This window comes from Paraburkholderia sp. 35.1 (genome assembly GCF_050436525.1).
In the GTDB taxonomy this organism is placed as follows: domain Bacteria; phylum Pseudomonadota; class Gammaproteobacteria; order Burkholderiales; family Burkholderiaceae; genus Paraburkholderia; species Paraburkholderia tuberum.
Map to the genome: position 1 here is coordinate 2,397,984 of NZ_JBNDMJ010000002.1, position 26,261 is coordinate 2,424,244.

A 26,261-nucleotide genomic window follows, 5' to 3' on the forward strand; every position below is an offset into this window, starting at 1 on the left:
GGTCAGTGGTTGTTCAGCACCGTCTCGACACCGTGCTGCACCAGCAGTTCGGCGTTCAGACCCGAATGGTAGAAGACGTCATACTCGATGCCATCCACAGTCGCGTTGCCAGACTGTTGCGTCCAGTCGCCGATGTCCTCCCCGTCCGGCAACAGATCAGACAGCTCGACCTTGTCACCCGCATCGCCCTTGACCATCACTTGCGTGCGGCCATCAGCAATGAACAGGTCCTTGCCGCCCTGCTCGAGCACATCGCCCAGCGACAGCTTGAGCGTGTTGTCGCCCGTGCCCGTCAGATCGATGACCTCGACGGACAACGGCGTCTGCCCAATGCGAGTCAGATCCAGAATCTCGCCTTCGCCGTCATGTTCGACGTGTACCTGACCGTCGTCTTGCACGGCGAGGACCGATTCTGCCGGGACGACCGGATCGGCCTCGGCGGTTGCTTCCTGGCTGTCCTGTGTGTCGTGATCCGCTACAGGGTTCTGACCAGAAGTAATGTCCTGGTCCAAAACCGCGTCCTGATCAACGACCGCGTCATCAGCAACGTCTTCAACAGACATTACAACTGCATCAGCACTCTGCTCTTCCTCGGTTATTGATAGACCGGTAACTCCCCCCCCAAAAGTCTCAAGCGTAATAGCGATGTCATCCACGAAGAAGTAGTCCTTGCCACCGGCCTGAGTGCCGTTGGAGCCAGAAACTAACTGGAACCCCGTAAAGACCATTCCTTCCGGCATAGTGAACGTGACCGTATGTGCCGTTTTCGATCCGAAGGTCCCAGTCAAGATTATCTTACCGTCGGTGCCGATGAACCTGATCACATTGCCACTGGTGTCACTATCGCCCACAGTGAATGTAATGGAGCTTGCGGTGTAGCCATCTTCCAAACCGACATACACGGCTCCGCACACACCCAACGCGTTGCTAGTGGGCTTAGTAATTGGCCCAACAAACCCGGCGGGGGATATCCCCTGCCAATCGCTCGCCTGATTGATAGTGCTGATGTGCAATAAGCCGAGGGTAAGTCCCTTACCAAGGGAACCAACCGGAGCCCCACTAAAGTCCTCATAAATTACGGTGGGGGTATCTGCCCCCAACGAGAAACCGAACGGTTCGCTCGGCTCGCTCTGGTTGCCCGCCGCGCCCGTCGCCACCGCCGTCAGTTCATGCGGGCCATAGGCCAGCGGCTGCTCCGGCGTGAAACTCCAATTGCCATCGTCATCAGCCGTCGTCTGTCCCAGGACCTGGTCACCGTCATACACCGTCACCGTGCTGCCCGGCTCCGCCGAGCCCCAGATTTTCGGCTGCGTGTCGTCGCTCGTCCCGCCCGGGGAGATCACCCCCTTCAGCGGGCCCACGTCGTCGATCACCGCCCAGATCACCGGCCTGATCACCGGCGGGGTCGTGTCCACGATCACCACGTGCGACTCCGAAGGCCTGCTTTCGTTGCCCGCCTCGTCACGCTCCACCACCGTGAACTGGTGCTCGCCTTCGTCCAGCGGCGTATCAGGCGTGAAGCTCCAGTTGCCGTCCTCGTCGACCTCCGTCTCGCCAACCGGCGTGCCGTTGTCGATCACGATGATCGTGTCGCCCGGTTCGCCCTTGCCCACCAGCGTCGGCGTCGTGTCGTCCGTGCTCTCGCCATTGCCCACCGGACCCTGGATCGGACCTTCGTCGTCAATCACTTCGCCAATGACCGGCTGGTCCGGCGCAGTCGTGTCCACGATCACCACGTGCGGCTCCGACGGCCTGCTTTCGTTGCCCGCGGGATCGCGTTCCACCACCGTGAACTCATGCTCGCCTTCGTCCAGCGGCGTATCAGGCGTGAAGCTCCAGTTGCCCTCCTCGTCGACCGTCGTCTCGCCAATCGGCGTGCCGTTGTCGATCACGACGATCGTGTCGCCCGGTTCGCCCTTGCCCACCAGCGTCGGCGTCGTGTCGTCCGTGCTCTCACCATTGCCCACCGGACCCTGAACCGGACCTTCGTCGTCAATGACTTCGACAATCGACGGCTTGCCCGGCGGCGTCGTATCCACGATCACCGTCCGCGGGTCCGACGGCTCACTTTCGTTGCCCGCAGGATCGCGCTCCACCACCGTGAACTGATGCTCGCCCTCTTCCAGCGGCGTCTCAGGCGTGAAGCTCCAGTTGCCCTCCTCGTCGACCGTCGTCTCGCCAATCGGCGTGCCGTTGTCGATCACGATGATCGTGTCGCCCGGTTCACCCTCGCCCACCAGCGTCGGCGTCGTGTCGTCCGTGCTCTCACCATTGCCCACCGGACCCTGAACCGGACCTTCGTCGTCAATGACTTCGACAATCGACGGCTTGCCCGGCGGCGTCGTATCCACGATCACCGTCCGCGGGTCCGACGGCCCACTTTCGTTGCCCGCAGGATCGCGCTCCACCACCGTGAACTCATGCTCGCCCTCTTCCAGCGGCGTCTCAGGCGTGAAGCTCCAGTTGCCCTCCTCGTCGACCGTCGTCTCGCCAATCGGCGTGCCGTTGTCGATCACGACGATCGTGTCGCCCGGTTCGCCCTTGCCCACCAGCGTCGGCGTCGTGTCGTCCGTGCTCTCACCATTGCCCACCGGACCCTGGATCGGACCTTCGTCGTCAATCACTTCGCCAATGACCGGCTGGTCCGGCGCAGTCGTGTCCACGATCACCACGTGCGGCTCCGACGGCCTGCTTTCGTTGCCCGCGGGATCACGCTCCACCACCGTGAACTCGTGCTCGCCTTCGTCCAGCGGCGTATCAGGCGTGAAGCTCCAGTTGCCGTCCTCGTCGACCTGCGTCTCGCCAACCGGCGTGCCGTTGTCGATCACGACGATCGTGTCGCCCGGTTCACCCTTGCCCACCAGCGTCGGCGTCGTGTCGTCCGTGCTCTCGCCATTGCCCACCGGTCCCTGGATCGGACCTTCGTCGTCAATCACTTCGCCAATGACTGGCTGGTCCGGCGCAGTCGTGTCCACGATCACCACGTGCGGCTCCGAGGGCCTGCTTTCGTTGCCCGCGGGATCACGCTCCACCACCGTGAACTCGTGCTCGCCTTCTTCCAGCGGCGTATCAGGCGTGAAGCTCCAGTTGCCGTCCTCGTCGACCTGCGTCTCGCCAACCGGCGTGCCGTTGTCGATCACGACGATCGTGTCGCCCGGTTCGCCCTTGCCCACCAGCGTCGGCGTCGTGTCGTCCGTGCTGCCGCCATTGTCCACAGGACCCTGAACCAGACCCACGTCGTCAATCACTTCGCCAATGACCGGCTGGTCCGGCGCAGTCGTGTCCACGATCACCACGTGCGGCTCCGACGGCCTGCTTTCGTTGCCCGCGGGATCACGCTCCACCACCGTGAACTCGTGCTCGCCTTCTTCCAGCGGCGTATCAGGCGTGAAGCTCCAGTTGCCGTCCTCGTCGACCTCCGTCTCGCCAACCGGCGTGCCGTTGTCGATCACGATGATCGTGTCGCCCGGTTCACCCTTGCCCACCAGCGTCGGCGTCGTGTCGTCCGTGCTCTCGCCATTGCCCACCGGTCCCTGGATCGGACCTTCGTCGTCAATCACTTCGCCAATGCCTGGCTGGTCCGGCGCAGTCGTGTCCACGATCACCACGTGCGGCTCCGAGGGCTTGCTTTCGTTGCCCGCGGGATCACGCTCCACCACCGTGAACTCGTGCTCGCCTTCTTCCAGCGGCGTATCAGGCGTGAAGCTCCAGTTGCCGTCCTCGTCGACCTCCGTCTCGCCAACCGGCGTGCCGTTGTCGATCACGATGATCGTGTCGCCCGGTTCACCCTTGCCCACCAGCGTCGGCGTCGTGTCGTCCGTGCTGCCGCCATTGTCCACAGGACCCTGAACCAGACCCACGTCGTCAATCACTTCGCCAATGACTGGCTGGTCCGGCGCAGTCGTGTCCACGATCACCACGTGCGGCTCCGACGGCCTGCTTTCGTTGCCCGCGGGATCACGCTCCACCACCGTGAACTCGTGCTCGCCTTCGCCCAGCGGCGTATCAGGCGTGAAGCTCCAGTTGCCGTCCTCGTCGACCTGCGTCTCGCCAACCGGCGTGCCGTTGTCGATCACGATGATCGTGTCGCCCGGTTCACCCTTGCCCACCAGCGTCGGCGTCGTGTCGTCCGTGCTGCCGCCATTGTCCACAGGACCCTGAACCAGACCCACGTCGTCAATCACTTCGCCAATGACTGGCTGGTCCGGCGCAGTCGTGTCCACGATCACCACGTGCGGCTCCGACGGTTTGCTTTCGTTGCCCGCGGGATCACGCTCCACCACCGTGAACTCATGCTCGCCTTCGTCCAGCGGCGTATCAGGCGTGAAGCTCCAGTTGCCGTCCTCGTCGACCTGCGTCTCGCCAACCGGCGTGCCGTTGTCGATCACGACGATCGTGTCGCCCGGTTCGCCCTTGCCCACCAGCGTCGGCGTCGTGTCGTCCGTGCTCTCGCCATTGCCCACCGGTCCCTGGATCGGACCTTCGTCGTCAATCACTTCGCCAATGACTGGCTGGTCCGGCGCATCAACATCCGCATCCGCATCCGCGTCCGCATCCGCATCCGCATCCGCATCCGCATCCGCATCCGCATCAGCGTCCGCATCCGCATCGGCATCGGCATCGGCATCGGCATCCGCATCCGCATCGGCATCAGCATCAGCATCAGCATCCGCATCAGCGTCCGCATCGGCGTCAGCATCAGCATCAGCATCAGCATCAGCATCAGCATCAGCGTCCGCATCGGCGTCAGCATCAGCATCCGCATCCGAGTCGGCATCGGCATCGGCATCGGCATCGGCATCGGCATCGGCATCGGCATCCGCATCCGCATCCGCATCCGCATCAGCATCAGCATCCGCATCAGCGTCCGCATCGGCATCGGCATCGGCATCGGCATCGGCATCGGCATCGGCATCAGCATCAGCATCAGCATCAGCATCGGCATCCGCATCCGCATCCGCATCCGCATCAGCATCAGCATCGGCATCCGCATCCGCGTCAGCATCCGCATCCGCATCGGCATCGGCATCGGCATCGGCATCCGCATCCGCATCGGCATCGGCATCCGCATCCGCATCCGCATCCGCATCCGCATCCGCATCCGCATCCGCATCCGCATCCGCATCCGCATCCGCATCCGCATCCGCATCCGCATCCGCATCCGCATCGGCATCAGCATCGGCATCGGCATCGGCATCGGCATCGGCATCGGCATCGGCATCGGCATCGGCATCGGCATCAGCATCCGCATCGGCGTCAGCATCAGCGTCAGCATCGGCGTCAGCATCAGCATCCGCATCGGCGTCAGCATCAGCGTCCGCATCGGCGTCAGCATCAGCATCCGTGTCGGCATCGGCATCGGCATCGGCATCGGCATCGGCATCCGCATCCGCATCCGCATCCGCATCGGCATCCGCATCCGCATCAGCATCAGCATCGGCATCCGCATCCGCGTCAGCATCCGCATCCGCATCGGCATCGGCATCGGCATCGGCATCGGCATCGGCATCGGCATCGGCATCCGCATCCGCATCCGCATCGGCATCGGCATCCGCATCCGCATCCGCATCCGCATCAGCATCCGCATCCGCATCCGCATCGGCATCCGCATCCGCATCCGCATCCGCATCAGCATCAGCATCAGCATCCGCATCAGCGTCCGCATCGGCGTCAGCATCAGCGTCCGCATCGGCGTCAGCATCAGCATCCGCGTCCGCATCCGCATCCGCATCAGCATCGGCATCGGCATCGGCATCCGCATCCGCATCCGCATCCGCATCCGCATCGGCATCAGCATCAGCATCGGCATCGGCATCGGCATCGGCATCGGCATCGGCATCGGCATCGGCATCGGCATCGGCATCAGCATCAGCATCGGCATCCGCATCGGCATCGGCATCCGCATCGGCATCCGCATCCGCATCCGCATCCGCATCCGCATCCGCATCCGCATCCGCATCCGCATCCGCATCGGCATCGGCATCGGCATCGGCATCGGCATCGGCATCGGCATCGGCATCAGCGTCGGCATCCGCATCGGCATCGGCGTCAGCATCCGCATCGGCGTCAGCATCAGCATCAGCATCAGCGTCAGCATCGGCATCCGCATCAGCGTCCGCATCGGCATCGGCATCAGCGTCAGCATCCGCATCCGCATCGGCATCCGCATCCGCATCCGCATCCGCATCCGCATCCGCATCCGCGTCAGCATCCGCATCGGCATCGGCATCGGCATCGGCGTCAGCATCGGCGTCAGCATCCGCATCGGCATCGGCATCGGCGTCAGCATCCGCATCGGCATCGGCGTCAGCATCCGCATCGGCGTCAGCGTCAGCGTCAGCGTCAGCGTCAGCGTCAGCGTCAGCGTCAGCGTCAGCATCCGCATCAGCATCCGCATCCGCATCCGCATCCGCATCCGCATCCGCATCGGCGTCAGCATCCGCATCAGCATCAGCGTCGGCATCCGCATCCGCATCCGCATCCGCATCCGCGTCAGCATCCGCATCGGCATCGGCATCGGCGTCAGCATCGGCGTCAGCATCCGCATCGGCATCGGCGTCAGCATCCGCATCGGCATCGGCGTCAGCATCCGCATCGGCGTCAGCGTCAGCGTCAGCATCCGCATCAGCATCCGCATCCGCATCCGCATCCGCATCCGCATCGGCGTCAGCATCAGCATCAGCATCAGCATCAGCGTCAGCATCGGCATCCGCATCCGCATCCGCATCCGCATCGGCATCGGCATCGGCATCAGCGTCCGCATCGGCATCAGCATCGGCATCGGCATCGGCATCGGCATCGGCATCGGCATCAGCGTCCGCATCGGCGTCAGCATCGGCGTCAGCATCGGCGTCAGCATCAGCATCCGCATCCGTGTCGGCATCGGCATCGGCATCGGCATCCGCATCGGCATCCGCATCCGCATCGGCGTCAGCATCAGCGTCCGCATCGGCGTCAGCATCGGCGTCAGCATCGGCGTCAGCATCGGCGTCAGCATCAGCATCCGCATCCGTGTCGGCATCGGCATCGGCATCGGCATCCGCATCGGCATCGGCATCGGCATCGGCATCGGCATCAGCATCGGCATCGGCATCAGCGTCCGCATCGGCATCCGCGTCCGCATCGGCATCGGCATCGGCATCGGCATCGGCATCCGCATCCGCATCCGCATCCGCATCCGCATCCGCATCAGCATCAGCATCAGCATCAGCATCCGCATCCGCGTCGGCGTCAGCATCGGCATCCGCATCGGCATCGGCATCCGCATCAGCATCAGCATCAGCATCCGCATCAGCGTCCGCATCGGCGTCAGCATCAGCGTCCGCATCGGCGTCAGCATCAGCATCCGCGTCCGCATCCGCATCCGCATCAGCATCGGCATCGGCATCGGCATCCGCATCCGCATCCGCATCCGCATCCGCATCGGCATCAGCATCAGCATCGGCATCGGCATCGGCATCGGCATCGGCATCGGCATCGGCATCGGCATCAGCATCAGCATCGGCATCCGCATCGGCATCGGCATCCGCATCGGCATCCGCATCCGCATCCGCATCCGCATCCGCATCCGCATCCGCATCCGCATCCGCATCCGCATCCGCATCCGCATCGGCATCGGCATCGGCATCGGCATCGGCATCGGCATCGGCATCGGCATCCGCATCGGCGTCAGCATCAGCATCAGCATCAGCATCAGCATCAGCATCAGCATCCGCATCAGCGTCCGCGTCAGCATCCGCGTCAGCATCCGCGTCAGCATCCGCGTCAGCATCCGCGTCAGCATCGGCATCCGCGTCCGCGTCCGCATCCGCATCCGCATCCGCATCCGCGTCGGCATCGGAATCGGAATCGGCGTCAGCATCCGTATCGTCGTCAACTGCACCCGGCGGCGTCTGTTCATCCACTACAGCAGGAGCGCTGCCGCCATTACCACCACCGCTCGCGGCGGCAATCCCCGCACCCAGCGCGGCAAGCGCACCCAGGCCCAGGAGGCCGAAGCCCACCAGACCGACATCCGGCGCGGCGACGAGATTCGCGCCGAAACCGTTCAGTTGCGCCGCACCCAGAACCAGAGGCGAGTCCGCGCCATCCACAAGAAAAGCGGCCTCATGATCATCCTCGCCGTCCGCAGCGATATATTCGTGATACGACCCGTCTTCACCCAGGCCGACCAGCTCGCCTTCATTGCCGTAGAAGTCCTCAATGATCAGTTGCGGCTGGTCCAACTCCGCCCCTTCCAGGCTGACCAGAAGATTCTTGCCGGAGCGTCGCACGGTAATGTTTTCGGGGCCGTGGCCGGTCTTGCTCTCGGCCAGAATGAATTTGCCACCTTTGATGGCGCTTACACGAACGGGAGCGCCTTGCGCGGACCCGCGCAATTCAACAGTCTGCTTGATGGTGCTGCCGTCGACAACGGCCAGCTTCACTGAACTGGTACTCATGGTAGTGCCTCTTTAAGTGCGTATGCTGGTCCACCTGACCAGCGTATAGATAGAAAATGGCGACATGGCAGTCGCAAGAATGCTGCTCTACCTCTATTCTTGATGGGTGAGCGATAAAACGAAATATGACGAGTTCGAATTTGGACGAGACAGAAACGAGACATTTCTCGGCACGGGAATCGCGAGCAGCGGTGCCTATGCACGATTGCGTAAGGGCTAAACAGGCAGTTGTCCGATGTTTCTCGTCTGTGCGCCAGACGCAAAAAGGGCCGCCATCCAGAAAGGAAGGCAGCCCATCGCGAAGCCCTGTATCCGGTGCGGCTCTGATCCGCAACACCTAACCGCCGGAGCGCCCGGTCTCCAGCCAGTCAACCAGCGAACCCGCGGATGCGTGCTCCCGCAGTACCGCCGCGTAGCCATCGAAACGGTTCGTCACTTCGCTCACGCTGTTGCCGTAGTGATCGTTCTCCGCAAGGAGCACATCGAGCAGGGTTCGTTTGCCCAGGTGGTACCACTGTTCGAAGAAAGCCTTGCGCACCTGATCGGTTTCAGCGGAGAGGCGTTTGTACTGCTCCGCACGGCTGAGCATGGTGTGCGCATCCTGATTTGCGGTGCGAATGCCATACTCGAGGTCACGCCGCTGCTGGTCGAGGCGCTGCCACGAAGCCTGTGCCCGGTGCCCTGCCGCAGCCGTCGCCGCCTGCGTCGAACCGCCGCGGAATGCGGCCCAGTTGAGCGTCAACATGGTTTGCCATGGCGCACGTTGTCCCGCGCCCGTGCCTCCGATTCCGGCATTCGCACTGACAACCCAATTCACCGACGGCAGGCCCGACGCTTTCACCACTTTGGCATTCAGGTCGGCCGCATTTGCCTCGGACTGAATCTGATGCAAGCTCGGATGAGCATTCACCAGCTCCAGGAGTTGCGGCAGATTGCCCGGTTGGAGCGGCCAGTCGCGCGCGTGCGGAATCGGCGGTACGCTTTCGCCCAGCAGCTTTTGCAACGCCAGTTCCGCATCACGTGCCTTCGCTTGCGCTGAATCGCGCGCAGCTTCAGCCTGCAGCAGACGCGCCTTGGCCTGCGTGAGTTCGCTGCCGCGACCACGGTCGACAGCCACAATTTCGCTGAGCATCTTCACGAGCGTGGCCATACGCTCAACAAATTGCTGGCTCACGTCAACGATCGTGCGCTGCTTGCCCAGTTCAACGAGCGTGCTCGTCACCTCGAACGCATTCTGATTGCGGGCCGCTACATAACTACTGAGCGCGGCATCCGAGAGTTGTTCACGACTTCCGATTGTGTTCTTTGTACGCCCCCAGTCGTACACCGTTGTCGTGACGTTCGCCGTCACTACGTTCCCGTTGTTGGAGCCATTTCGATTACCGGGACCAAATTGCACACCCTGTGTCTGCGAACCGATGTCGACTTGCGGCCACCGCAAGCCTTTCGCTTCGTCGACGTCTGATTTCGCGGCTTCGTAGGCGGCATACGCCTGCCCGACTTCGGGACTGCGCTTCTCCGCTTCCTCGACGGCGCCCAGGAAGATACGGCGCAGCGTGGCGGAATCCACCGGAGGCCCTCCCTCGCTACTGGACGGTTGCGTTTCGAGCCACTGTGAGAACGTCACCGGAGGAGCATGGCTTCCCGGAGTCGACGGCTGTTTAATCTCGACCGGAGTCAATCTGCTTGTAGTTGCTGCATCGCTCGCCAGCGCCAGATCAGACTTCGTTTGAGCGCCCGCAATGGCACTCGCCGGCAAGGCGAGCACGACCAGCAGCGACGAAACCAGCCATGACAGGGGGCGGAGCCGCAAACCGGAGAGGCCGTCCCCGTTGGTGAGGGGCGCGGCAGCCTGTACGTCAGGAAAATCGTTTCGAGTCATGATCGTAACCGGTTAGATTGAAGTATGTGGTGCGACACCTGAACCGCAATCCAGACTCAGAAAACAATGAAGCAATGCTCGTCGTTTAAAGGATCGATTCGGCTAATTCGGGTGACCTTGGTGAACGAAACACGAGATTTCGTACTGGCTCCAATTGTCCGGATATCGGTGACCCCGCGAAATCAGACAGCCGCGACAACACAGTGAGACTGGTACGAATTTTTCGTTCGCAGTCTTTCACAAGCACTGATTTCCGCGTGCGATTGCCTGACCAGATAGGGCTGCCCGTATCGACAGTGGCCAACCCATTGCTCGCCATTTTCATCGAACCGTTGGCGCGAGAGCGGCGTGTTGAACACGCGTGCGGCGAGGTGCGGATAGGGCACGTTCATGGCTGCGCTGAACAGTGAAGTTGTCACACGATTTCCTGCCGCAGTCGAAATTCCTGGTAGCAGCATCATTTCTGACTGGTTCGATACAATGCAAAATGTTATTTCCGCACTATCTCATTTATGTTCTTGAGATTTGCACGGAGATAGCCATGAAGCCTTTCTCTCCGATTGAATTTTCGAACTCGCACAGCCATGCAAGCATCCCGAACCATGCCCATCCGTCTCGTTCCCGTGGGCATGCTGTCGGTGCTGCGAAGTCTGTTTGGCGCGCGTCGCTGAAGATGTGCAACATATCTTCCCGGTTCACGCATTTCCGCCTGTCGGGGCGAGAAACTGTGAAGGAGAAGGGTAATGCTTAAGTGCCGACTGCTGCTTCATTAGCCACTTTGTCCGTCACCTTCAGGGCCTGAGGGCACGTAGTCTCGCTAAGGAATATCTTCACCACCGCAAATCGATCTTTGGTTTCGATCTGCTTGTGATTGTGATTTTGACAGAACCCACCACACTCCTTGTACGCGTGTTAGGCGAGAACGCCGGCAACTATCTGCCCGAATCTCGTCACTTTGTCGATGCGCAGCTATGCATATGAATCTCTGCGCGCCGATGACGGGATCAATGATCCGGACGATTCTCTACTGAAAGTGGCGGATTACGTGTCCGCCTTTAGCCGGCATTTTTATCGCGCGGACTTCGCGGGGTCATACGATCTGTCAATTCGTCGTCGGCGCGCTGCTTGTGCTAACCATCACCTGACATAGATGACGGTGTTCGAAGACAGCGCGATCAGGATCGATGCGCATGCTGCCGCCAGTGCGATCGCGCAATCCGCGAGGGTCTAAAGGTGTCGCGGCGATAACACTCATTGCCGCATCGGCTCTTGCCATAATCATGTTCATGTTGTCCTTCGGGCGGAGGCGCCGGCCGAAAGCCGACTACGCTCATAGCTCGCTACACATGGCCGACCACCAATGTGCAGACCTGTGACCACTGGCCCACCCTCGCGCAGTTCTGCAAGCTCGAACACGTGATCGTGTCGCCCGATGGCGGCAGCTTTTTCGGCGTCACCGACGAGACGCTCGCGAAGGTGGGTCTCGCGCGCAAGGTCGTGCTGTCGGTGCCGCACTTTCTGTTCATGCAGTCGGTGCTCGCGAGCACGGATCTCGTGGGGATGCTGCCCGCGCGTCTCGTGCGCGGCACGGACGCGCTGCGGATGGTCGAGCCGCCCGTCGAGGTGCCGGGCTACGAGATGGCGATGCTATGGCACGAGCGGGTGTATCGCGATCCCGCGCATCAATGGTTGCGGGAGTTCATCGCGGCATCGGTGTAATCAGCCCTTTTCAGCGCCGATCGCATTCAGTTGATCGAGCACCTCGTCGCTGAGCTTCAACTGCGCCGACTGCAGGTTTTCACGCAGATGAGTCACCGAAGACGTGCCCGGAATCAGCAGAATGTTAGGTGCCCGATGCAATAGCCAGGCAAGCGCGACCTGCATCGGCGTTGCCTCGAGCTTGCGCGCAAGCTCCGACAGCTCGGACGATTGAATCGGCGTGAAGCCACCCAGCGGGAAAAACGGCACGTAGGCGATGCCCTGCGCCGCGAGCGCATCGATCAACGCATCGTCGTCGCGATGCACGAGGTTGTAGTGGTTCTGCACGCACACGACCTTCGTGATGCGCTGAGCCTCGGCAATCTGTGCGGCCGTCGCGTTGCTCAGGCCGACATGACGCACGAGCCCGCGCTGCTGCAGCTCGGCAAGCGCCGTGACCTGCTTTCCGATCGAGCCCTCGCTCGGCTCGTTCACGTTGCCCATCATGCGCATGTTGACCACGTCGAGCGCGTCGAGCCCGAGGTTGCGCAGATTGTCATGCACCGCGCGCTCGAGGTCGGCGGGCTCCTGCGCCGGCAGCCAGGCGCCGGCGCCGTCGCGCACCGCGCCCACCTTCGTCACGATCGTCAGATCGCGTGGATACGGGTGGAGCGCCTCGCGGATCAACTGATTGGTCACGTGCGGCCCGTAAAAATCGCTGGTATCGATGTGGTCGACGCCCGATGCGACCGCCTCACGCAGCACCGCGAGCGCCGCGTCGCGGTCTTTCGGCGGCCCGAACACGCCGGGGCCGGCCAGCTGCATCGCGCCATAGCCCATGCGCCGCACCGGGCGGCCGGCTAGTGCGAAAGTGTCGACGGAGCTGAAGTTCGGCATGACGATCTCCTTGTGAAGTGATGAGCGGCAGTATCGCCGGAATTGCGTTGTTGAATAAAGCGGTCTAACGTGTACGGGTTGTTCAAAATTCTGCACAATCAATCGTCATGGAACTGAATGATCTGGCCGCCTTCGTTTCCGTCGCCCGCGCCGGCGGCTTTCGCGACGCGGCGCGCGTGAGCGGCGTGTCGGCGTCGAGTCTGAGCGTCGCGGTGCGGCGCCTCGAAACGAAACTCGGGCTGCGGCTCCTGAACCGCACCACGCGCAGCGTCGCGCCGACCGAAGCCGGGCTGCGTCTGATCGAGAAGCTGACGCCGCTGTTCGGCGAAATGGAAGCGGCGCTCGACGTGCTGAACGGCTTTCGCGACAAGCCGACCGGCACATTGAAGCTCAACGTGCCGTCGAGCGTCGCGCGCATCGTGCTGCCCGACGTGCTTGCGCGCTTTCTGAAGCAGTACCCGGATATTCGCGTCGAAGTGGTGGTCGAGGATGGGTTCGTCGATGTGCTGTCGATCGGGTGCGATGCGGGCATTCGCTACGATGAACGCCTCGAGCAGGACATGATCGCGGTGCCGATCGGCGCGCGCGTGCAGCGCTTCGCGACCGCCGCGGCGCCCGCGTATCTCGACGCGCACGGCCGTCCGCAACATCCCGGCGAATTGCTCGCGCATGCCTGCCTGCGCGGGCAATTCGCCAGCGGCGCGATGCCGACCTGGTACTTCGAGCGCGACGGCGAGCTGCTGCAATTGAATCCGACAGGACCGCTGCTGGTGCGGCCCGGCGCCGCGATCGACCTCGCGGTCAGCGGCGCGGTCGCGGGCCTCGGCATCATTCACCTGTTCGAAGACATGCTGCGCCCGCATCTGGACAGCGGCGTGCTCGAAGCGATTCTCGAACCGTGGTGGCAGTGCTTTTCAGGTCCTTTTCTTTACTATCCGGGCCATCGTCATGTGCCCGCGCCGCTGCGCGCGTTCGTCGATTTCCTGAAGGCCGACTCAGCAAGTGTCCCGGACGATGACGTGGCACGGCGTTGATGTCATCACACGACGGTGAACGCGGCGACGCGTGCCATATCAGCATCGTGGCGCGCAGAGCTGCGCGATCGTGGTCAGAAAGAGATCCGCGCCGATCGGCTTCAGCAGACATGCGCTGCAGTAATGCGCATCGCTGTCCGAAGGCGGCACCGCGGTATGGACCAGAATCGGTACGTTGACGGATAACGGCATCGATTTCAAACGGCGGCATAACTCCGCGCCGTCCATGACCGGCATCATCCAGTCCGTAACAATCAGGTCGGGAACGTGAGCGACGACACAAGCGAGTGCTTCGGCGCCATTGCTCGCGCAACTCACCTCATACCCTTCGCTCTCCAGAATCAACCGCCATGCGGCTAGAATTTCCGGTTCGTCGTCGACCAGCAATATCGAATACATCATGTTTTGCGGACAAAATTTGCCTTCTCGTCTGATCAGAGTCTCGCAAGAGGTGTTCCACGAACGGCAATTGCGCGGATAATGACGCGGGTTGCCGGCGCGCATCGGGTCGCGTGGCCGATCGGCCAGCGAAACAGGTTTGCGGTGCCCGCGCAAATCGAGGCGTTCGAACCGTTCGCGCGTTGTATGTTGTAGAAACTCCATTCCGGTATCCATCATGACCGACAGACGCGTGAGCCCGCTGCGCAACTTCGCCAACTTCATCCGCGCGGAACGGGGCGGCCTGACGCGGCAATGGATGCATGCCGTCTCCGCCGACGCCGATCTCGTCGAAGCGGACAAGCTCACTTATCGGCAACTGGCCGACCATCTGCCGGATATTCTCGACGAGCTGTGCCGGGCGCTCGATGCAGAAGATCTCGAGCGCGTCGAAACGTCGATCGAACGCGACGCGAAAAAGCACGGCAAGGTCCGTTGGCAGCAGGGCTACCGGATCGAAGAGCTGGTGCGCGAACTGGACCTGTTTCAGCAGGTGCTCTTCGAAGCGCTCGAAGAGTTCGTCGAACGCGACCGGACGTGCACGCGCCGTCACGAGAGCCGCGCGCGCCGCCTGATCGCCGAAGCATTCAGCGTGGTCAGGTATGAGTCGATCAAGGAAGTGGTCGCCGAACGCGATCGCAAGATCGACGAATACACGGGACGGCTCGAACGCGCGAATCACGAATTGACCCTCGAGCAACGGCTGGTCGGCGATCTATATGCATCGCGGATGCAGATTACGCGCAGCGTCGTGCACGATCTGCGCAATTTCCTCAACGCGTTTTCGGTCGCGCTGCAACTGATCGAGCGAGCGCCGTCGAAAGCCGATGCCGCATTGACGCTCGCGAACCGTCAGGCTGCCGACATGAAGCAACTGGTCGACCAGATGGTCGAGTACTCGGTCGTGCTCGGAGACTCCGCGCCGCTCGTGCTCGAAGACGTCGATTTGCGCGAACTCTTCGACGAACTCGTCGCGTCGACGCGACCGTCGATCGAGGCGAAAGGGCTTGCGTTGCGCAGCGCGTTCGACGCGGCGCTGCCGGTCGTCACGTCGAATCGGCTGAAGCTCAAGCAGATCGCGGTCAATCTGTTGACCAACGCGATCAAGTACACGAAGTCGGGGCAAGTCGAAATCCGGTTCGCGATGCATGGCGCCGAACACTGGGCGATTCGCGTCTCCGACACCGGCGTCGGCATTGCGCCCGCCGACGCGGAGCGCGTATTCGATGAGTTCGAGCGCGCGGCCTGCGACGAGATTCCGGGCACGGGGCTCGGGCTCGCGATCGTCAGGGAGTTATGCCGCGTGCTCGATGGGCAGATCGAGTTTGCGTCGCGCGAGGGCGTGGGGACCACGTTCGAGATCCGGTTTCCGCTGCGTCGAACCTTGGCCGCAATGTGATGCGTGGACGAGCGCTTCAACCAAGTCCGAATGTTTTCCTCAAGCTTGAATCGACGGGACCAGCGGGCATAAAGCGGCTTAACTTGCTCAGCAACGACGCCTGTCCGGCAGGCGTGCGACGCATCCGCCAAGCGCCAAGCGCCGCTTCGACAATAGTGTTTGCCACGCCCTCGGGCTGGGGGGCACCTTTGACACTGTTCACGACTGCGCTCATTGCAAGGGCACGCTCGCGGTCATAGTCGGCGATTTCCGAACCCGCCTGAGGCGCATTGATGTCGAGATTGGTCCTGGTAAAAGTCGGTTCGACCAGCGTTGCGCGTATGCCGAACTGGCGCACCTCATGATCCAGGGTTTCGGTCAGCCCTTCCACAGCGTGCTTGGACGCCGAATAGAGTCCCATTCTCGACAAGCTCGACTCCCGAGATAGGCGCCGCTTTTGCGATGCTGCGCACGGTGCCAAATACGCGGCACCCCCGCCTGGCAAACTTCTCGGCGGCGGCGCGTCCGATACCCGATGACACGCCGGTAACAACGACAACAGTGGAATTCGACATGAACAGCTCCCTTCAGGTGAATTGATGGTGTTTTTTTAACTGTCCGCGTCGAGCGCGTCCTGCAGCGTTTGCTCGGAAGGCTGCACCTGCTCATGCCGATCTTTGCGCAAGCCGGCGATACGCTCGGGTCGAATCTTGAACCAGATCGAATACATCGCCGGCAGGAAGACCAGGGTCAGAATCGTCCCGGCGAACGTACCGCCGATCAGCGTGTACGCGAGGGTTCCCCAGAACACCGAATGGGTCAGCGGGATGAAAGCGAGGATCGCCGCCATGGCCGTCAGGATCACCGGTCTGGCACGCTGCACGGTAGCTTCGACGACCGCATGGAACGGATCCAGCCCCGCCTGCTCATTCTGGTGAATCTGTCCGATCAGGATCAGCGTGTTGCGCATCAGGATGCCCGATAGCGCGATGAGACCGACCAGCGCATTGATGCCGAACGGCTGCCCGAACAGGATCAACGTCGGCACCACCCCGATCAAGCCCAGCGGGCTGGTCAGGAACACCATCACCATTGCGGAGATCGAGCGCACCTGGAAGATGATGATGATGAGCGTAACCGCCAGCATGATCGGGAAGAGCGGCAACATGGCTTTCGTCGCTTTAGCCGATTCCTCGATGGAGCCCGCCTCTTCGATACGGTAGCCGGTCGGAAGCCTGGCGATGATGGGTTGGAACTGCCTGGTGATCGCCGTCGATACGTCCGGCGGCTGAAGGTTGTCGGCGATGTCGCCCCGTACCGTGATCGTCGGCACGCGGTCCCGCCAGCGCATGACTGGTTCCTCCATGCGCACGTCCACCTTGCCCACCTGCGCCAGCGGAATGCGTTGCCCGTTCGCGCCAGCCAGCGTGAAGTCGCCGAGCCGCGCCGGGTCGAGACGAACATCGCCGGCCGAACGCGCGATGACCTGCACGGTTCGAATATCCTCACGCACGGCGGTGACGGGCACGCCGGTTAGCAGGAATTGCAGTTGTTGCGCCACGGCGCTGGATGTGAGCCCCACCGCCTGCAGACGGTCCTGCTGCAACGTGAAGTGCAGCGTGGGCGTGCGCGTACCCCAGTCAGCGTTGACCGTGCGCATCATCGGACTGGCGTCCATCACCTGCTCAACTTCTCCCGCAATACCGCGCAGCTTGTCCGGGTCCGGGCCAGAGATACGGTAGGCGACCGGGAACGGCGAATACGGACCGAACACGAGTTGCGTGACCCGCACGCGCGCCTCGGAGGCGAGACCGTTGGCGACTGCCTGACGCAGTCGCTGCTTCAATGCGTCGCGCTCATCCTGGCTGTCCGTGCGCACCACGATCTTGGCAAACGACGGATCGGGCAGTTCCGGCCCCATCGCCAGGTAAAAGCGTGGCGCGCCTTGCCCGACGTACGCGGTGACGATCCTGGCTTCCTTCTGCTTCGCGAGCCACGCTTCAACCTTCGTCGTGGCCGCGCTGGTTTGCGAGATCGACGTGCCATAGGGCATCTGCACCTCGACCAGCACTTCGGGACGGTCGGAGATCGGGAAAAACTGTTTTTTGACCACGCCCATGCCGAGGATGGCCAGCACGAAGAGGCCCACGACCGAACCGGCGACCAGCCATTTGCGCGCGATGACGCGCGTGAGCAGCTGACGGAAGCGGTTGTAGCGCGGCGTGTCGTAGATCGCGTCGTGACCGCCTTCGACCTTTTTGAAGTCGGGCAGCATCTTCACACCCAGGTAGGGCGTGAAGACCACGGCGACGACCCACGATGCGATCAGTGCGATGCCGACGATCCAGAACATGTTGCTGGTGTATTCGCCCGCGGTGGAGCGCGCGAAGCCATTGGGCATGAAGCCGACGGCGGTCACCAGCGTGCCCGCCAGCATCGGCGCGGCCGTATGGCTCCACGCGTAGGCGGAGGCGGCGATGCGGCCGTAGCCTTCCTCCATCTTTACCACCATCATTTCGATCGCGATGATCGCGTCGTCCACGAGCAGGCCGAGCGCGAGAATCAGCGAGCCGAGCGTGATGCGATCGAAGTTCTTGCCGGTCGCGGCCATCACGACGAACACCACCGCGAGTGTCAGCGGTACGGCCGCGGCAACGACGAGGCCCACCCGCCAGCCCATGCTGACGAAACTCACCAGCATGACCACCAGCAGCGCGACGAAAAACTTGAGCATGAACTCGTCGACCGCCGAATGAATGTTGACGGCTTGATCGGTGACTTTGGTCAGGCTCATGCCTAGCGGCAGCCCGGCGTTGATTGCGCCGACCTCGCTGTCCAGTGCCTTGCCAAGATCGAGCCCGTTCCAGCCGTCGCGCATGACGATGCCCAGCAGCAGTGCCGGTTCGCCGTTGTTGCGGATCATGAACGTCGCCGGATCTTCATAACCACGCGTAACGGTGGCAATGTCCGTTAGCTTCAGCGTGCGGCCCTGCGCTACGACCGGCGTGTCGCGGATCTTCTGCAGGTTGTCAAAGGCGCCGTCCAGGCGAATGAACACCTCCGGACCTTTGGTCTCCACGGAGCCGGCCGGCGTCAGGGCGTTCTGACCGTTGAGCGCGGCGAACACGTCCTGGGGACTCACGCCCAGCGTTGCCAGCCGGTCATGTGAGAGCTCGACATAGATCCGCTCCGCCTGCTCGCCGATGATGTTGACCTTCTTCACGCCCGGCACGTGCAGCAGCCGTTGGCGCAGCGTCTCGGCATCGCGAACGAGCAGGCGCTGCGGTTCACCCTTCGCCTTCAACGCAAACAGCGCGAAGGTAACATCCGCGTATTCGTCGTTGACCATCGGTCCGATCACGCCGGATGGAAGATTGCCCGCCTCGTCGCTGATTTTTTTCCGGGCCTGGTAGAACTGTTCCTGCACTTCCGACGGCGGCGTGCTGTCGAGCAAGGTCAAGGTCGTGAAGGCCAGCCCAGGCCGTGTGTAGGTCTCGGTCCGGTCGTACCAGCGCAGCTCCTGCATGCGCTTTTCGATCTTCTCGGCGACCTGATCGTGCATTTCCTGCGCCGTGGCTCCCGGCCATGCGGTGATGATGGTCATCACCTTGACCGTGAACGCGGGGTCTTCCGCCCGGCCCAGCTTGAAGAACGAAACGAGCCCGGCCAGTGAAATCAGGCAGATCAGGAACAGGGTGATGGAGCGCTCGCGCACGGCGAGCGCCGACAGGTTGAAACGGCCTTCGCTCACGGACGGGCTCCCTCGGCCGTCATGGCGACGGCTTGACTTGTCACCCGGACCTGCTCGCCTTCGCGCAGCAGCTGCGCGCCGAGCGCGACGATCCGGTCGCCTTGCCGGATCTCACCGGCGACGCGAGCACTATCGTCGTCCAGATGTTCGACAGTAACCGGCCGCCAGGCAACCTTTGCCGGCTCGCCGTTGATGACCCACACCCCCGGTCCCTTGCCCGCGTCAAACAGCGCGCCGATCGGCACCTGCAAACCGCCTTGCGCCGCGGAACGCGCGTCCGGAATCTGGACCGTGACGGTGGCGCCCAGTGGGGCGTCGGCCAGTTCTCCCTGCAGCACATACCGCGCTTCAAAGGTCCGGGTACGAGGATCCGCCGTATCCGAAAGCTGGCGCAGCGTCGCCGGCACGCTAACACCGCCGTTGCCGAACAGCGTGGCTTGGGCGACCGAACCGATTGCGGGGCGCAGGGTTTCGGGTAGCTGGATGACAGCCTCGCGGCGCCCGGCGTGCGCCAGGCGCACCACGGGCTGGCCGGCGCTGACGACCTGGCCCGGTTCGGCCAGCGTTTCCATCACGACGCCATCGCCGTCCGCCAACAGTTCGGCATAACCCGTCGCGTTGCGCGCAACGTCGGCGTCAGCCTCGGCCGCGCTGAGCTGGGCCTTGGCGGCATCGGCCGCCGCCTTGATCTGGTCGTAGGCCGATGCCGATATCGCGCCGGTGCCGCGCAGGTCGCGGTAGCGCTCTTCGTCCTGCGCGGTCTGCTGCGCCCGTGCTCGCGCGGCGGTGACTGCGTCCTGCCGGGCCTGCGCGGCAAGCCTCAGATCGATGGGGTCGAGGCGCATCAGCAGCTGGCCGCGTTTGACGGTTTGCCCGGCATCCACCAGCCGCTCGAGCACCTTGCCGGAGACGCGAAATCCCAGGTCGCTCTGCACACGCGCGGCAACGGTTCCGGTAAACGAACGGGAGGCGGGGATCGCCGCCCGAGCGATGGCGGTGCGCACCAGGGGCGCTTCGGTGCGCGGATCGGACGGTGCTTTTGCGCCGCAGGCGGCTAGCGCAAGTGCCAGTGCACAGACGACTGTAGAGGTAGCAAGGCGACGCCGGAGCATGAAAGACCCATTGACGGAGTGATCGGGGCTTTCATTATGGTTCTTGTGACCAAATTAGTCAATGGTCACAACCGAGATTTCCATCAAGGCGACAGACTGCGGAGCACGAGACCGGACAGTTGTGCAGGCGCGACCTTGGTGTAATCGAAGCTGTACTGCAGAAGCATTGGGTTGAGGTAGGGGCGCAACACCAGATAGATCGCCATCGCAGTCTCATCGAGGGGGGTTTTGCGCTCGAAGTCCCCGCTTTGCCGACCCTCCTGGAGGACGTCCCGAAGCAACTTCTGGACGCGCTCTTCATACGCAAGCACCGCCTGCCAGTTCTCCGTGGCCGCCGATGCGGCAATCTCATAAAGTTTGCGGTCCTGGAAAAACAGACGGAGGCTCGCTTCCGTGAAGACGTTGAACATCCGCCGCAGCTTCTCCGGTGGCAGATCGGTCTGTGCGACGGCCGACCTGACCTCGGTTTCGATCTCGTGCAGGCAGTTCGCGCAAATCCTCTCGCCAATGGCCTGCTTGGACTCGAAGAACTTGTAGATGTAGGCCTTGGAAAACCCGATCGCCTTGGCGAGGTCTGAGACCGTCGTTTTCTCGTAGCCATACCGGCTGAAGTGCTCGGTGGCGGCGACAACGATCTGGTCCCGTACCTCGTGGTCAGCGGGGCCGCGCGCCGGGATGGGGGAACTGGTGGCTTTTTTCATGGGAGTAGCATACAGGAATGGACAACCAGTGACTATTTGGTATTATAGTCACCACCGGAATCTTGCGAAGACGCTCATGCTACCCAAACCCATCCTTGCCGCGGTTATTGCCGCCAGTCTCTCGGCTGGCTGCGCCGTAGGCCCCGATTATGTCCGGCCCAATGTAGCCATGCCCGAGCAGTTCCAGGGCCAGGCCGCGGTGGATCACCGGCACGCGGCGGCCAGTGCCGACCTTGTCACGTGGTGGACGGGTTTCGATGATCCGCAACTGACACGATTCGTCACGCTCGCACTGGATCAGAACCTGGACCTCGCGCAGGCCGCCGCTCGCGTCTCGCAGGCGCGCGCGGGACTTGGCGCGGCGAATGCCGCGCTGCTGCCGTCCGGCACTGTCAGCGGGCAGGCGGCGCGAGTCTACCAGTCGGTCGAATCCCCCTTGGGGCGAGTCCTGAATTCGACGCCCGGTTTCGATCGCTACGGCAATGATTACGAGGCTAATTTCAACGCGAGCTGGGAACTGGATGTGTTTGGTGGCCTCCGTCGCGGGCGGGAAGCGGCACTTGCCGAATACCAGGCTTCGGAAGCCGGTGCGGCGGCCACTCGCCTGGCAGTGGCGGCGCAGACTGGCGATATTTACATCACGATTCGTGGATTGCAGGCCCGTCTGAAGGTTGCACGGCGGCAGGTGCAGACGCAGCAGGATCTGCTTTCGACCATCAACCTCCTGTATAGCAAAGGATTGGCGGCCGACCTTCAGGTGAGCCAGGCCGAAGGTGCGCTGTCCCAGGTTCAGGCATCCGTCCCGGTCCTCGAGGCGGGTCTGGATGCAGCGATGAACGCGCTGGATGTAATGCTGGGTTCACAGCCCGGCACGCATCGAGCCGAACTGGTCGAAGCTGGTGACATCCCGGTCGCCCCGCGGATCGCGGACACAGGATCGCCGGGTGAGTTGCTCAGGCGCCGGCCCGACCTGATCGTGGCCGAGCGTCGCCTCGCCGCATCGAACGCGCGCATTGGCGTGGCCATCGCCGAGTATTACCCCAAGGTGTCGCTCAGTGGACTGCTCGGCAGCGCCACCTCGGTGGCCAGCGGCAACCTGTTCAGTACCGGCGCCAATCAGGCCGCTGGCGTGCTGGGGCTGCGCTGGCGTCTGTTCGATTTCGGCCGCATCAATGCGCAGATCGAGCAGGCCAAGGGGCAGCAGGCGGAAATGCTGGCCGCGTATCGGCTCGCCGCGCTGCATGCAACCGAAGACGTCGAGAACTCATTCTCGGCACTCGTGAAGCGCGAGCAAGAGGCCGCGGTGCTCGCCCAGGGAGTGAACTCGCTCGGCCGGGCGCGAGCCGCCTCGTTCGCAGCCTATCAAAAAGGCGTCGTCAGCCTGATCGAAGTCTTGCAGGCCGACGACAACCTGCTACGCGCCTCGGACGAGCGGGTGCAGGCGCAAACGGAATCCGCACGCGCAGCCGTTGCTGCCTTCAAGGCGCTCGGTGGCGGATGGCAACCTCGCGAATCCGAAACGGTCGCCATCAAATAGCAACCCTACGCACCCAACGATTTGCGAGGAGCGTGGATTTTGGCCATCGTTCTTTGCCAGATGAGCGCTTTGCCGCATGCCACACAAACGAATGACGCGAGCAGAAAGCCGCGAGCGAACCCGGCGGCGCTTGCTCGACGCAGCAGCGTCGAGCATCGCCGAAAAAGGGTTTGCTGCGACTAGCGTGGAGGATATCGCAGCCCAGGCCGGCTATACCCGCGGCGCGTTTTACTCGAACTTCAGCAGCAAGAGCGATCTATTCGTCGAACTGCTCCGTCTCGATCACCAGAACATGCAAGAAAACTTGCAGAAGCTGCGAGACGCCGCACCGTCCAGCGAAAACCTGCAAGTGCAGCTCACCTTGTTGTACGCGCAGTGCTATCGCGACGACAACAACTACATCATCCGGGCTGAGGCACGTTTGCATGCCATGCGTGACGCGAAATTCCGACAACATGTGAATGCCTTATGCCTGCAAAAGCGCGACATGATCGCGTACTTCATTGAGCAGTTATGCAAGCGCCTCAACATACAGTTGCCGGGCCCTTTCGCCGACCACGCGCTCGCCGTTATCGCATTGGTCGACGGCATCCTCTACTTCAACATGACGATGCCCAATGATCTGTCGAACGCTTCGGCCGAAGCGATTTTTAGCAACGTTTTGACAAAGATGTTCTGCAATGCACCAGTCCTGACTGAAACATAGTTTGATCTTGCGCCTCCTCCGCAAATACCCGGTCAAGCGATTCAATCCATTAGTTGGTATCAGCCACACACCAGTCAATCAGTGAGGTCGTCGATGAACTGGACCTTGCGTTACCTGTGGCCGATGTGTCGTTTGTGAGTAAGAGTGCCATCACCCAGGCGCGGCAGCGTCGGCGTGGCGCCACTGGCGTGGCTGTTTCACGAATCAGCCAGAAACTGGGTTGCGCAGAATCAGGACCGATACCTCTTCAAGGGATTCTCGCTGTTCGCGATGGGGCTATCGCCGCATGCGTCTCGACACGCTGCCGACGATGCAAGCGGCGCTCGGCCTCTACGCATCGCTGGGATTCGAGCCCATCGACGCCTACGTGTTCAATCCGATCCCCGGCGCGATTTTTCTGGAACGCGATCTGACGCGGCCGCGTTCAATGTAATGGCGGTGCAGGCCGGACGCGGCCTTCAGGTATGCACTCGCTCATTGCCCCGTTCTGCTGGCTCAAGCCACGCACGACCACCTCGGACGAATTGCCGTCACGCCGCGCGAGTTCGGCCAGATCGAGCAACGCGGCGTAGCGCGCGGAACAGTCTCTCGCCGCGCCGGCGGCGGGGTTCGCGCGAAGGTCGTCGTTGGCGTCGCTGGCGTCGATGACTGCGTTGACCGCCAGCAACGTCGCCACGACGATCGTCGCGAGCGCGACCGTTTTGCGGAGCGCGCCCCGCCCAGCCCTTTGCGCTCGCGAGTGACGCTCCGCCTCAGCAGATGGTGGACACGAGCCCGCCATTTCGCACGTCGCGTCGCACCGCGCGGCGCGACGTGAGCGCCACGATTCTACGCAGGTTCTGATTCTCATCGCCGCGCTCATCGTCACGCCCAATGCGCCGGCACCCACACGCGCCCGACCCAATGGCCCGGCACCCAGACCGCAGCCCGCGGCGCGACGTAGACGGGACGCGGCGCGACGTAGACGGCCGGCGGCGGGGACGGCGCCACGACCACCACCGGCGGCGGAACATAGGCCGGCGGAGGCGTCACCACGACCGGCGGCGGCACGTACACGACCGGCGGCGGCACGACGACCGGCGGAGGCGCCACGACCACCACCGGCTTCGGCGCAACGACCACGGTCGTACCGGTCGCCGTGGTGGTCCCGCCCGCGACCACCACCCCACCTGTTACCACCGTACCGCTCGAGGTCACCGTGTGGCCTTGCGTGCCGGTCACGCTCGTCGAAGTCGTCACGACGCCGGGCGCGACCCGCGTCGCGGTGCCTGAGTGATAGACGTTGTTGTTGTCCGGACCCGTCACCGTGCCCGAGCGCGCGCAGGTCGAACCCGCGCAATTCGTCGACGCAGAATGATTGACCGTATTGCCGTTCGACCCGGTGATCGAGCCCGACGACGAATACTGGCCCGGCGCGGTGCGCGTCACGTCGCCGGACGTCGTCGCCGTTTTGCCGTCGGGACCGGTCAGCGTGCCGCTATGCGAGCAGGAGCCGCCCGCGCAGCTGGTGTCGCCCGAGTGCTGCACCGAGTTGCCATAGCGGCCCGTCGCGGTACCCGAGTTCGTGAACTGGCCGGGCGCCGTGCGCGTGACCGTGCCAGTGTTGCTCGCGACGCCGCCATAGGGACCGGCCACGCTGCCCGCATGCGAGCAGCTACCGCCGCCGCACGAGCCGTAGTGCGAACCGTTATAGACGCCGCGCGACGTGTACGCGGTGCCGTGACCCGACCACGCGAACGCCGATGCGCTGCCGAGCGCGAGCGCGGCGGCGGCCGCGCCGAGCACCGCCTTGCGCAGCGCGCCTCGCGCCATGCTGGCGCAGACCCTGTCGGAACCTGCGAATGAACGATTTTTCACGGTATGTCCTTGCTGGATTCGGGCCACTTGCGTCACTGCCGCGTGGCGACGAACGGACTATAGAAGGACACTCCGCGGAAATCATCACGGAACATATGTCGCGCTGTTTCACCGCGACGCGGGCCCGCCAGGCAAGGTTTTGCGGGCATTCGGCGGGAGCCGCGACATATTTCGACATAGTTTGCGAAACAGATGCGGCCGCCGGAATCGACTGCGGCCCCAGCCGCTCACTGCCCGACCGGCGTCACCTGCACCGCGGCGGCGGACACGAACGCCGCATGCACCGTGTCGCCGACCTTCACGTCGCTCAAATCGACGTCGGGCGCTGCTTCGAAGGTCTGGGTCTGATACGCGCCGCGCAGCGTCACGAGGCGCTGCTTGCGATCGATCTTCAGCACGGTCGCGAGCACCTCGGTCTGCCGCGCCGACTCGTACCCGCCCGACGCCGGCGCATAGCTCCGCCGGTCGGCCCGCTCGCGAATCCCCTTGCCCGCGCTGCTAGCCTTCTCGACCTTGGTGAGCAACGCATTCTTGTACAGCACGTCGACGCGATCGCCGATCCTCAGCTGATCGAAACCGGCAACCTGCTGGCTGACGAGCACGATCGCGACGTCGCCATGCGGACCCTTCAATGTCAGCGAACGGTTGCCCGCATCGATGGCGACGATCTCCGCCGTCATATGCACCGGCTGCGCCGCGCTGAGCATCGCTTGCGCGGTGCTCGCCATGTCGTCCTGCGCTCGCGCCGGCGGGGCCGCGGCCACCACCGCGCTGACCAATGCTGCAGCTATCGTCGCTGTTTTCATCCGCGTTCTCCTCCTGCAAGGTA

At 63.1% G+C, this 26,261-nt stretch carries 19 protein-coding genes and 3 pseudogenes; 9 read left to right on the top strand and 13 right to left on the bottom strand.

Going from position 1 to position 26,261, the window contains the following annotated elements; translation table 11 throughout:
- Positions 1-2 precede the first annotated feature (2 nt).
- Positions 3-4,394, bottom strand: coding sequence for an Ig-like domain-containing protein (locus OKW27_RS16870; RefSeq protein WP_429334622.1), 4,392 nt, complete (start codon positions 4,392-4,394; stop codon positions 3-5).
- On the opposite strand from OKW27_RS16870, the gene OKW27_RS16875 reads away from it, so the two are divergent.
- Entirely contained in the window at positions 4,293-8,429 is a 4,137-nt protein-coding gene (locus OKW27_RS16875) for a hypothetical protein (protein ID WP_429334149.1), read from the top strand. The genes OKW27_RS16870 and OKW27_RS16875 overlap by 102 nt on opposite strands.
- A gap of 349 nt (positions 8,430-8,778) precedes the next feature.
- On the opposite strand, the gene OKW27_RS16880 is transcribed toward OKW27_RS16875, so the two are convergent.
- Together OKW27_RS16880 and OKW27_RS16885 are read right to left on the bottom strand one after the other, a co-directional pair.
- Positions 8,779-10,323, bottom strand: a complete 1,545-nt coding sequence (locus OKW27_RS16880) for a TolC family protein (protein ID WP_429334150.1) — start codon at positions 10,321-10,323, stop codon at positions 8,779-8,781.
- A 182-nt stretch (positions 10,324-10,505) separates the two neighbouring features.
- The gene (locus tag OKW27_RS16885; RefSeq protein WP_429334151.1) at positions 10,506-10,742 is read right to left on the bottom strand and encodes a hypothetical protein; all 237 of its coding nucleotides are present in this window, start codon (positions 10,740-10,742) and stop codon (positions 10,506-10,508) included.
- Positions 10,743-11,363: 621 nt separating this feature from the next.
- Between OKW27_RS16885 and OKW27_RS16890 the strand changes: the two genes are divergently transcribed.
- Positions 11,364-11,468, top strand: a complete 105-nt coding sequence (locus tag OKW27_RS16890; RefSeq protein ID WP_429334623.1) for a BCCT family transporter — start codon at positions 11,364-11,366, stop codon at positions 11,466-11,468.
- Here the strand turns inward: OKW27_RS16890 and OKW27_RS16895 are convergent.
- Positions 11,426-11,611: a hypothetical protein gene (locus OKW27_RS16895; RefSeq protein ID WP_184060756.1), complete on the bottom strand. Its 186-nt coding sequence runs from the start codon at positions 11,609-11,611 to the stop codon at positions 11,426-11,428. The two genes, OKW27_RS16890 and OKW27_RS16895, sit on opposite strands and share 43 nt — an antisense overlap.
- Positions 11,612-11,706: 95 nt before the next feature.
- Between OKW27_RS16895 and OKW27_RS16900 the strand changes: the two are divergent.
- Positions 11,707-12,042: pseudogene (locus tag OKW27_RS16900) on the top strand (LysR substrate-binding domain-containing protein); the annotation flags it as partial.
- On the opposite strand, the gene OKW27_RS16905 reads toward OKW27_RS16900, so the two are convergent.
- A complete protein-coding gene (locus OKW27_RS16905; RefSeq protein WP_429334152.1) occupies positions 12,043-12,918 on the bottom strand; it encodes an aldo/keto reductase family oxidoreductase in 876 nt (291 codons plus the stop codon). It lies immediately after the preceding pseudogene.
- Positions 12,919-13,025: 107 nt separating this feature from the next.
- On the opposite strand from OKW27_RS16905, the gene OKW27_RS16910 reads away from it, so the two are divergent.
- Positions 13,026-13,952: a LysR family transcriptional regulator gene (locus tag OKW27_RS16910; RefSeq protein ID WP_429334153.1), complete on the top strand. Its 927-nt coding sequence runs from the start codon at positions 13,026-13,028 to the stop codon at positions 13,950-13,952.
- Between the two features lie 39 nt (positions 13,953-13,991).
- Here the strand turns inward: OKW27_RS16910 and OKW27_RS16915 are convergent, their stop codons facing one another.
- On the bottom strand, positions 13,992-14,555 hold the full coding sequence (locus OKW27_RS16915) for a response regulator (protein WP_429334154.1): 564 nt from the start codon (positions 14,553-14,555) through the stop codon (positions 13,992-13,994).
- A gap of 13 nt (positions 14,556-14,568) precedes the next feature.
- Here OKW27_RS16915 and OKW27_RS16920 point away from each other — a divergent pair, with 13 nt between their 5' ends.
- Complete coding sequence (locus OKW27_RS16920; protein ID WP_184060689.1) at positions 14,569-15,789, top strand: sensor histidine kinase; 1,221 nt, start codon at positions 14,569-14,571, stop codon at positions 15,787-15,789.
- Between the two features lie 16 nt (positions 15,790-15,805).
- On the opposite strand, the pseudogene OKW27_RS16925 reads toward OKW27_RS16920, so the two are convergent.
- From OKW27_RS16925 to OKW27_RS16940, 4 genes and pseudogenes are all read right to left on the bottom strand, one after another.
- Positions 15,806-16,343 (bottom strand): annotated as a pseudogene (locus tag OKW27_RS16925) (SDR family NAD(P)-dependent oxidoreductase).
- Positions 16,344-16,378: 35 nt separating this feature from the next.
- Positions 16,379-19,519, bottom strand: coding sequence for an efflux RND transporter permease subunit (locus OKW27_RS16930; protein ID WP_429334155.1), 3,141 nt, complete (start codon positions 19,517-19,519; stop codon positions 16,379-16,381).
- Positions 19,516-20,631 carry an efflux RND transporter periplasmic adaptor subunit gene (locus tag OKW27_RS16935; RefSeq protein ID WP_429334156.1) on the bottom strand — a complete coding sequence of 372 codons (1,116 nt, stop codon included), beginning with the start codon at positions 20,629-20,631 and terminating at the stop codon, positions 19,516-19,518. Before OKW27_RS16935 ends, OKW27_RS16930 begins: the two co-directional genes overlap by 4 nt.
- A gap of 83 nt (positions 20,632-20,714) precedes the next feature.
- Entirely contained in the window at positions 20,715-21,332 is a 618-nt protein-coding gene (locus OKW27_RS16940; protein WP_429334157.1) for a TetR/AcrR family transcriptional regulator, read from the bottom strand.
- Between the two features lie 76 nt (positions 21,333-21,408).
- Here OKW27_RS16940 and OKW27_RS16945 point away from each other — a divergent pair, with 76 nt between their 5' ends.
- The 4 genes and pseudogenes from OKW27_RS16945 to OKW27_RS16960 all read left to right on the top strand — a co-directional run bounded on the left by OKW27_RS16945 (position 21,409) and on the right by OKW27_RS16960 (position 24,008).
- Entirely contained in the window at positions 21,409-22,869 is a 1,461-nt protein-coding gene (locus OKW27_RS16945; protein WP_429334158.1) for an efflux transporter outer membrane subunit, read from the top strand.
- A 76-nt stretch (positions 22,870-22,945) separates the two neighbouring features.
- On the top strand, positions 22,946-23,575 hold the full coding sequence (locus OKW27_RS16950; RefSeq protein ID WP_429334159.1) for a TetR/AcrR family transcriptional regulator: 630 nt from the start codon (positions 22,946-22,948) through the stop codon (positions 23,573-23,575).
- A 68-nt stretch (positions 23,576-23,643) separates the two neighbouring features.
- Positions 23,644-23,848: pseudogene (locus tag OKW27_RS16955) on the top strand (transposase domain-containing protein); the annotation flags it as partial.
- A gap of 13 nt (positions 23,849-23,861) precedes the next feature.
- The gene (locus OKW27_RS16960) at positions 23,862-24,008 is read left to right on the top strand and encodes a hypothetical protein (protein WP_184060679.1); all 147 of its coding nucleotides are present in this window, start codon (positions 23,862-23,864) and stop codon (positions 24,006-24,008) included.
- Here OKW27_RS16960 and OKW27_RS16965 read toward each other — a convergent pair.
- From OKW27_RS16965 to OKW27_RS16975, 3 genes are all read right to left on the bottom strand, one after another.
- On the bottom strand, positions 24,000-24,251 hold the full coding sequence (locus OKW27_RS16965; protein WP_429334645.1) for a hypothetical protein: 252 nt from the start codon (positions 24,249-24,251) through the stop codon (positions 24,000-24,002). The genes OKW27_RS16960 and OKW27_RS16965 overlap by 9 nt on opposite strands.
- A 188-nt stretch (positions 24,252-24,439) precedes the next feature.
- Complete coding sequence (locus OKW27_RS16970) at positions 24,440-25,387, bottom strand: hypothetical protein (protein WP_429334624.1); 948 nt, start codon at positions 25,385-25,387, stop codon at positions 24,440-24,442.
- 272 nt (positions 25,388-25,659) lie between these two features.
- Positions 25,660-26,238 (bottom strand): hypothetical protein, encoded by a 579-nt coding sequence (locus OKW27_RS16975; protein ID WP_429334160.1) that lies wholly within the window; start codon positions 26,236-26,238, stop codon positions 25,660-25,662.
- Between the last annotated feature and the right edge of the window lie 23 nt (positions 26,239-26,261).

Bases quoted from the DNA above. Each gene is read 5' to 3' on its own strand.
- OKW27_RS16875 (WP_429334149.1), top strand. From the start codon at position 4,293: ATGCTCGCCTTCGTCCAGCGGCGTATCAGGCGTGAAGCTCCAGTTGCC.
- OKW27_RS16880 (WP_429334150.1), bottom strand. From the start codon at position 10,323: ATGACTCGAAACGATTTTCCTGACGTACAGGCTGCCGCGCCCCTCACC.
- OKW27_RS16895 (WP_184060756.1), bottom strand. From the start codon at position 11,611: ATGAACATGATTATGGCAAGAGCCGATGCGGCAATGAGTGTTATCGCC.
- OKW27_RS16905 (WP_429334152.1), bottom strand. From the start codon at position 12,918: ATGCCGAACTTCAGCTCCGTCGACACTTTCGCACTAGCCGGCCGCCCG.
- OKW27_RS16910 (WP_429334153.1), top strand. From the start codon at position 13,026: ATGGAACTGAATGATCTGGCCGCCTTCGTTTCCGTCGCCCGCGCCGGC.
- OKW27_RS16915 (WP_429334154.1), bottom strand. From the start codon at position 14,555: ATGGAGTTTCTACAACATACAACGCGCGAACGGTTCGAACGCCTCGAT.
- OKW27_RS16920 (WP_184060689.1), top strand. From the start codon at position 14,569: ATGACCGACAGACGCGTGAGCCCGCTGCGCAACTTCGCCAACTTCATC.
- OKW27_RS16935 (WP_429334156.1), bottom strand. From the start codon at position 20,631: ATGCTCCGGCGTCGCCTTGCTACCTCTACAGTCGTCTGTGCACTGGCA.
- OKW27_RS16940 (WP_429334157.1), bottom strand. From the start codon at position 21,332: ATGAAAAAAGCCACCAGTTCCCCCATCCCGGCGCGCGGCCCCGCTGAC.
- OKW27_RS16945 (WP_429334158.1), top strand. From the start codon at position 21,409: ATGCTACCCAAACCCATCCTTGCCGCGGTTATTGCCGCCAGTCTCTCG.
- OKW27_RS16950 (WP_429334159.1), top strand. From the start codon at position 22,946: ATGCCACACAAACGAATGACGCGAGCAGAAAGCCGCGAGCGAACCCGG.
- OKW27_RS16960 (WP_184060679.1), top strand. From the start codon at position 23,862: ATGCGTCTCGACACGCTGCCGACGATGCAAGCGGCGCTCGGCCTCTAC.
- OKW27_RS16970 (WP_429334624.1), bottom strand. From the start codon at position 25,387: ATGGCGCGAGGCGCGCTGCGCAAGGCGGTGCTCGGCGCGGCCGCCGCC.
- OKW27_RS16975 (WP_429334160.1), bottom strand. From the start codon at position 26,238: ATGAAAACAGCGACGATAGCTGCAGCATTGGTCAGCGCGGTGGTGGCC.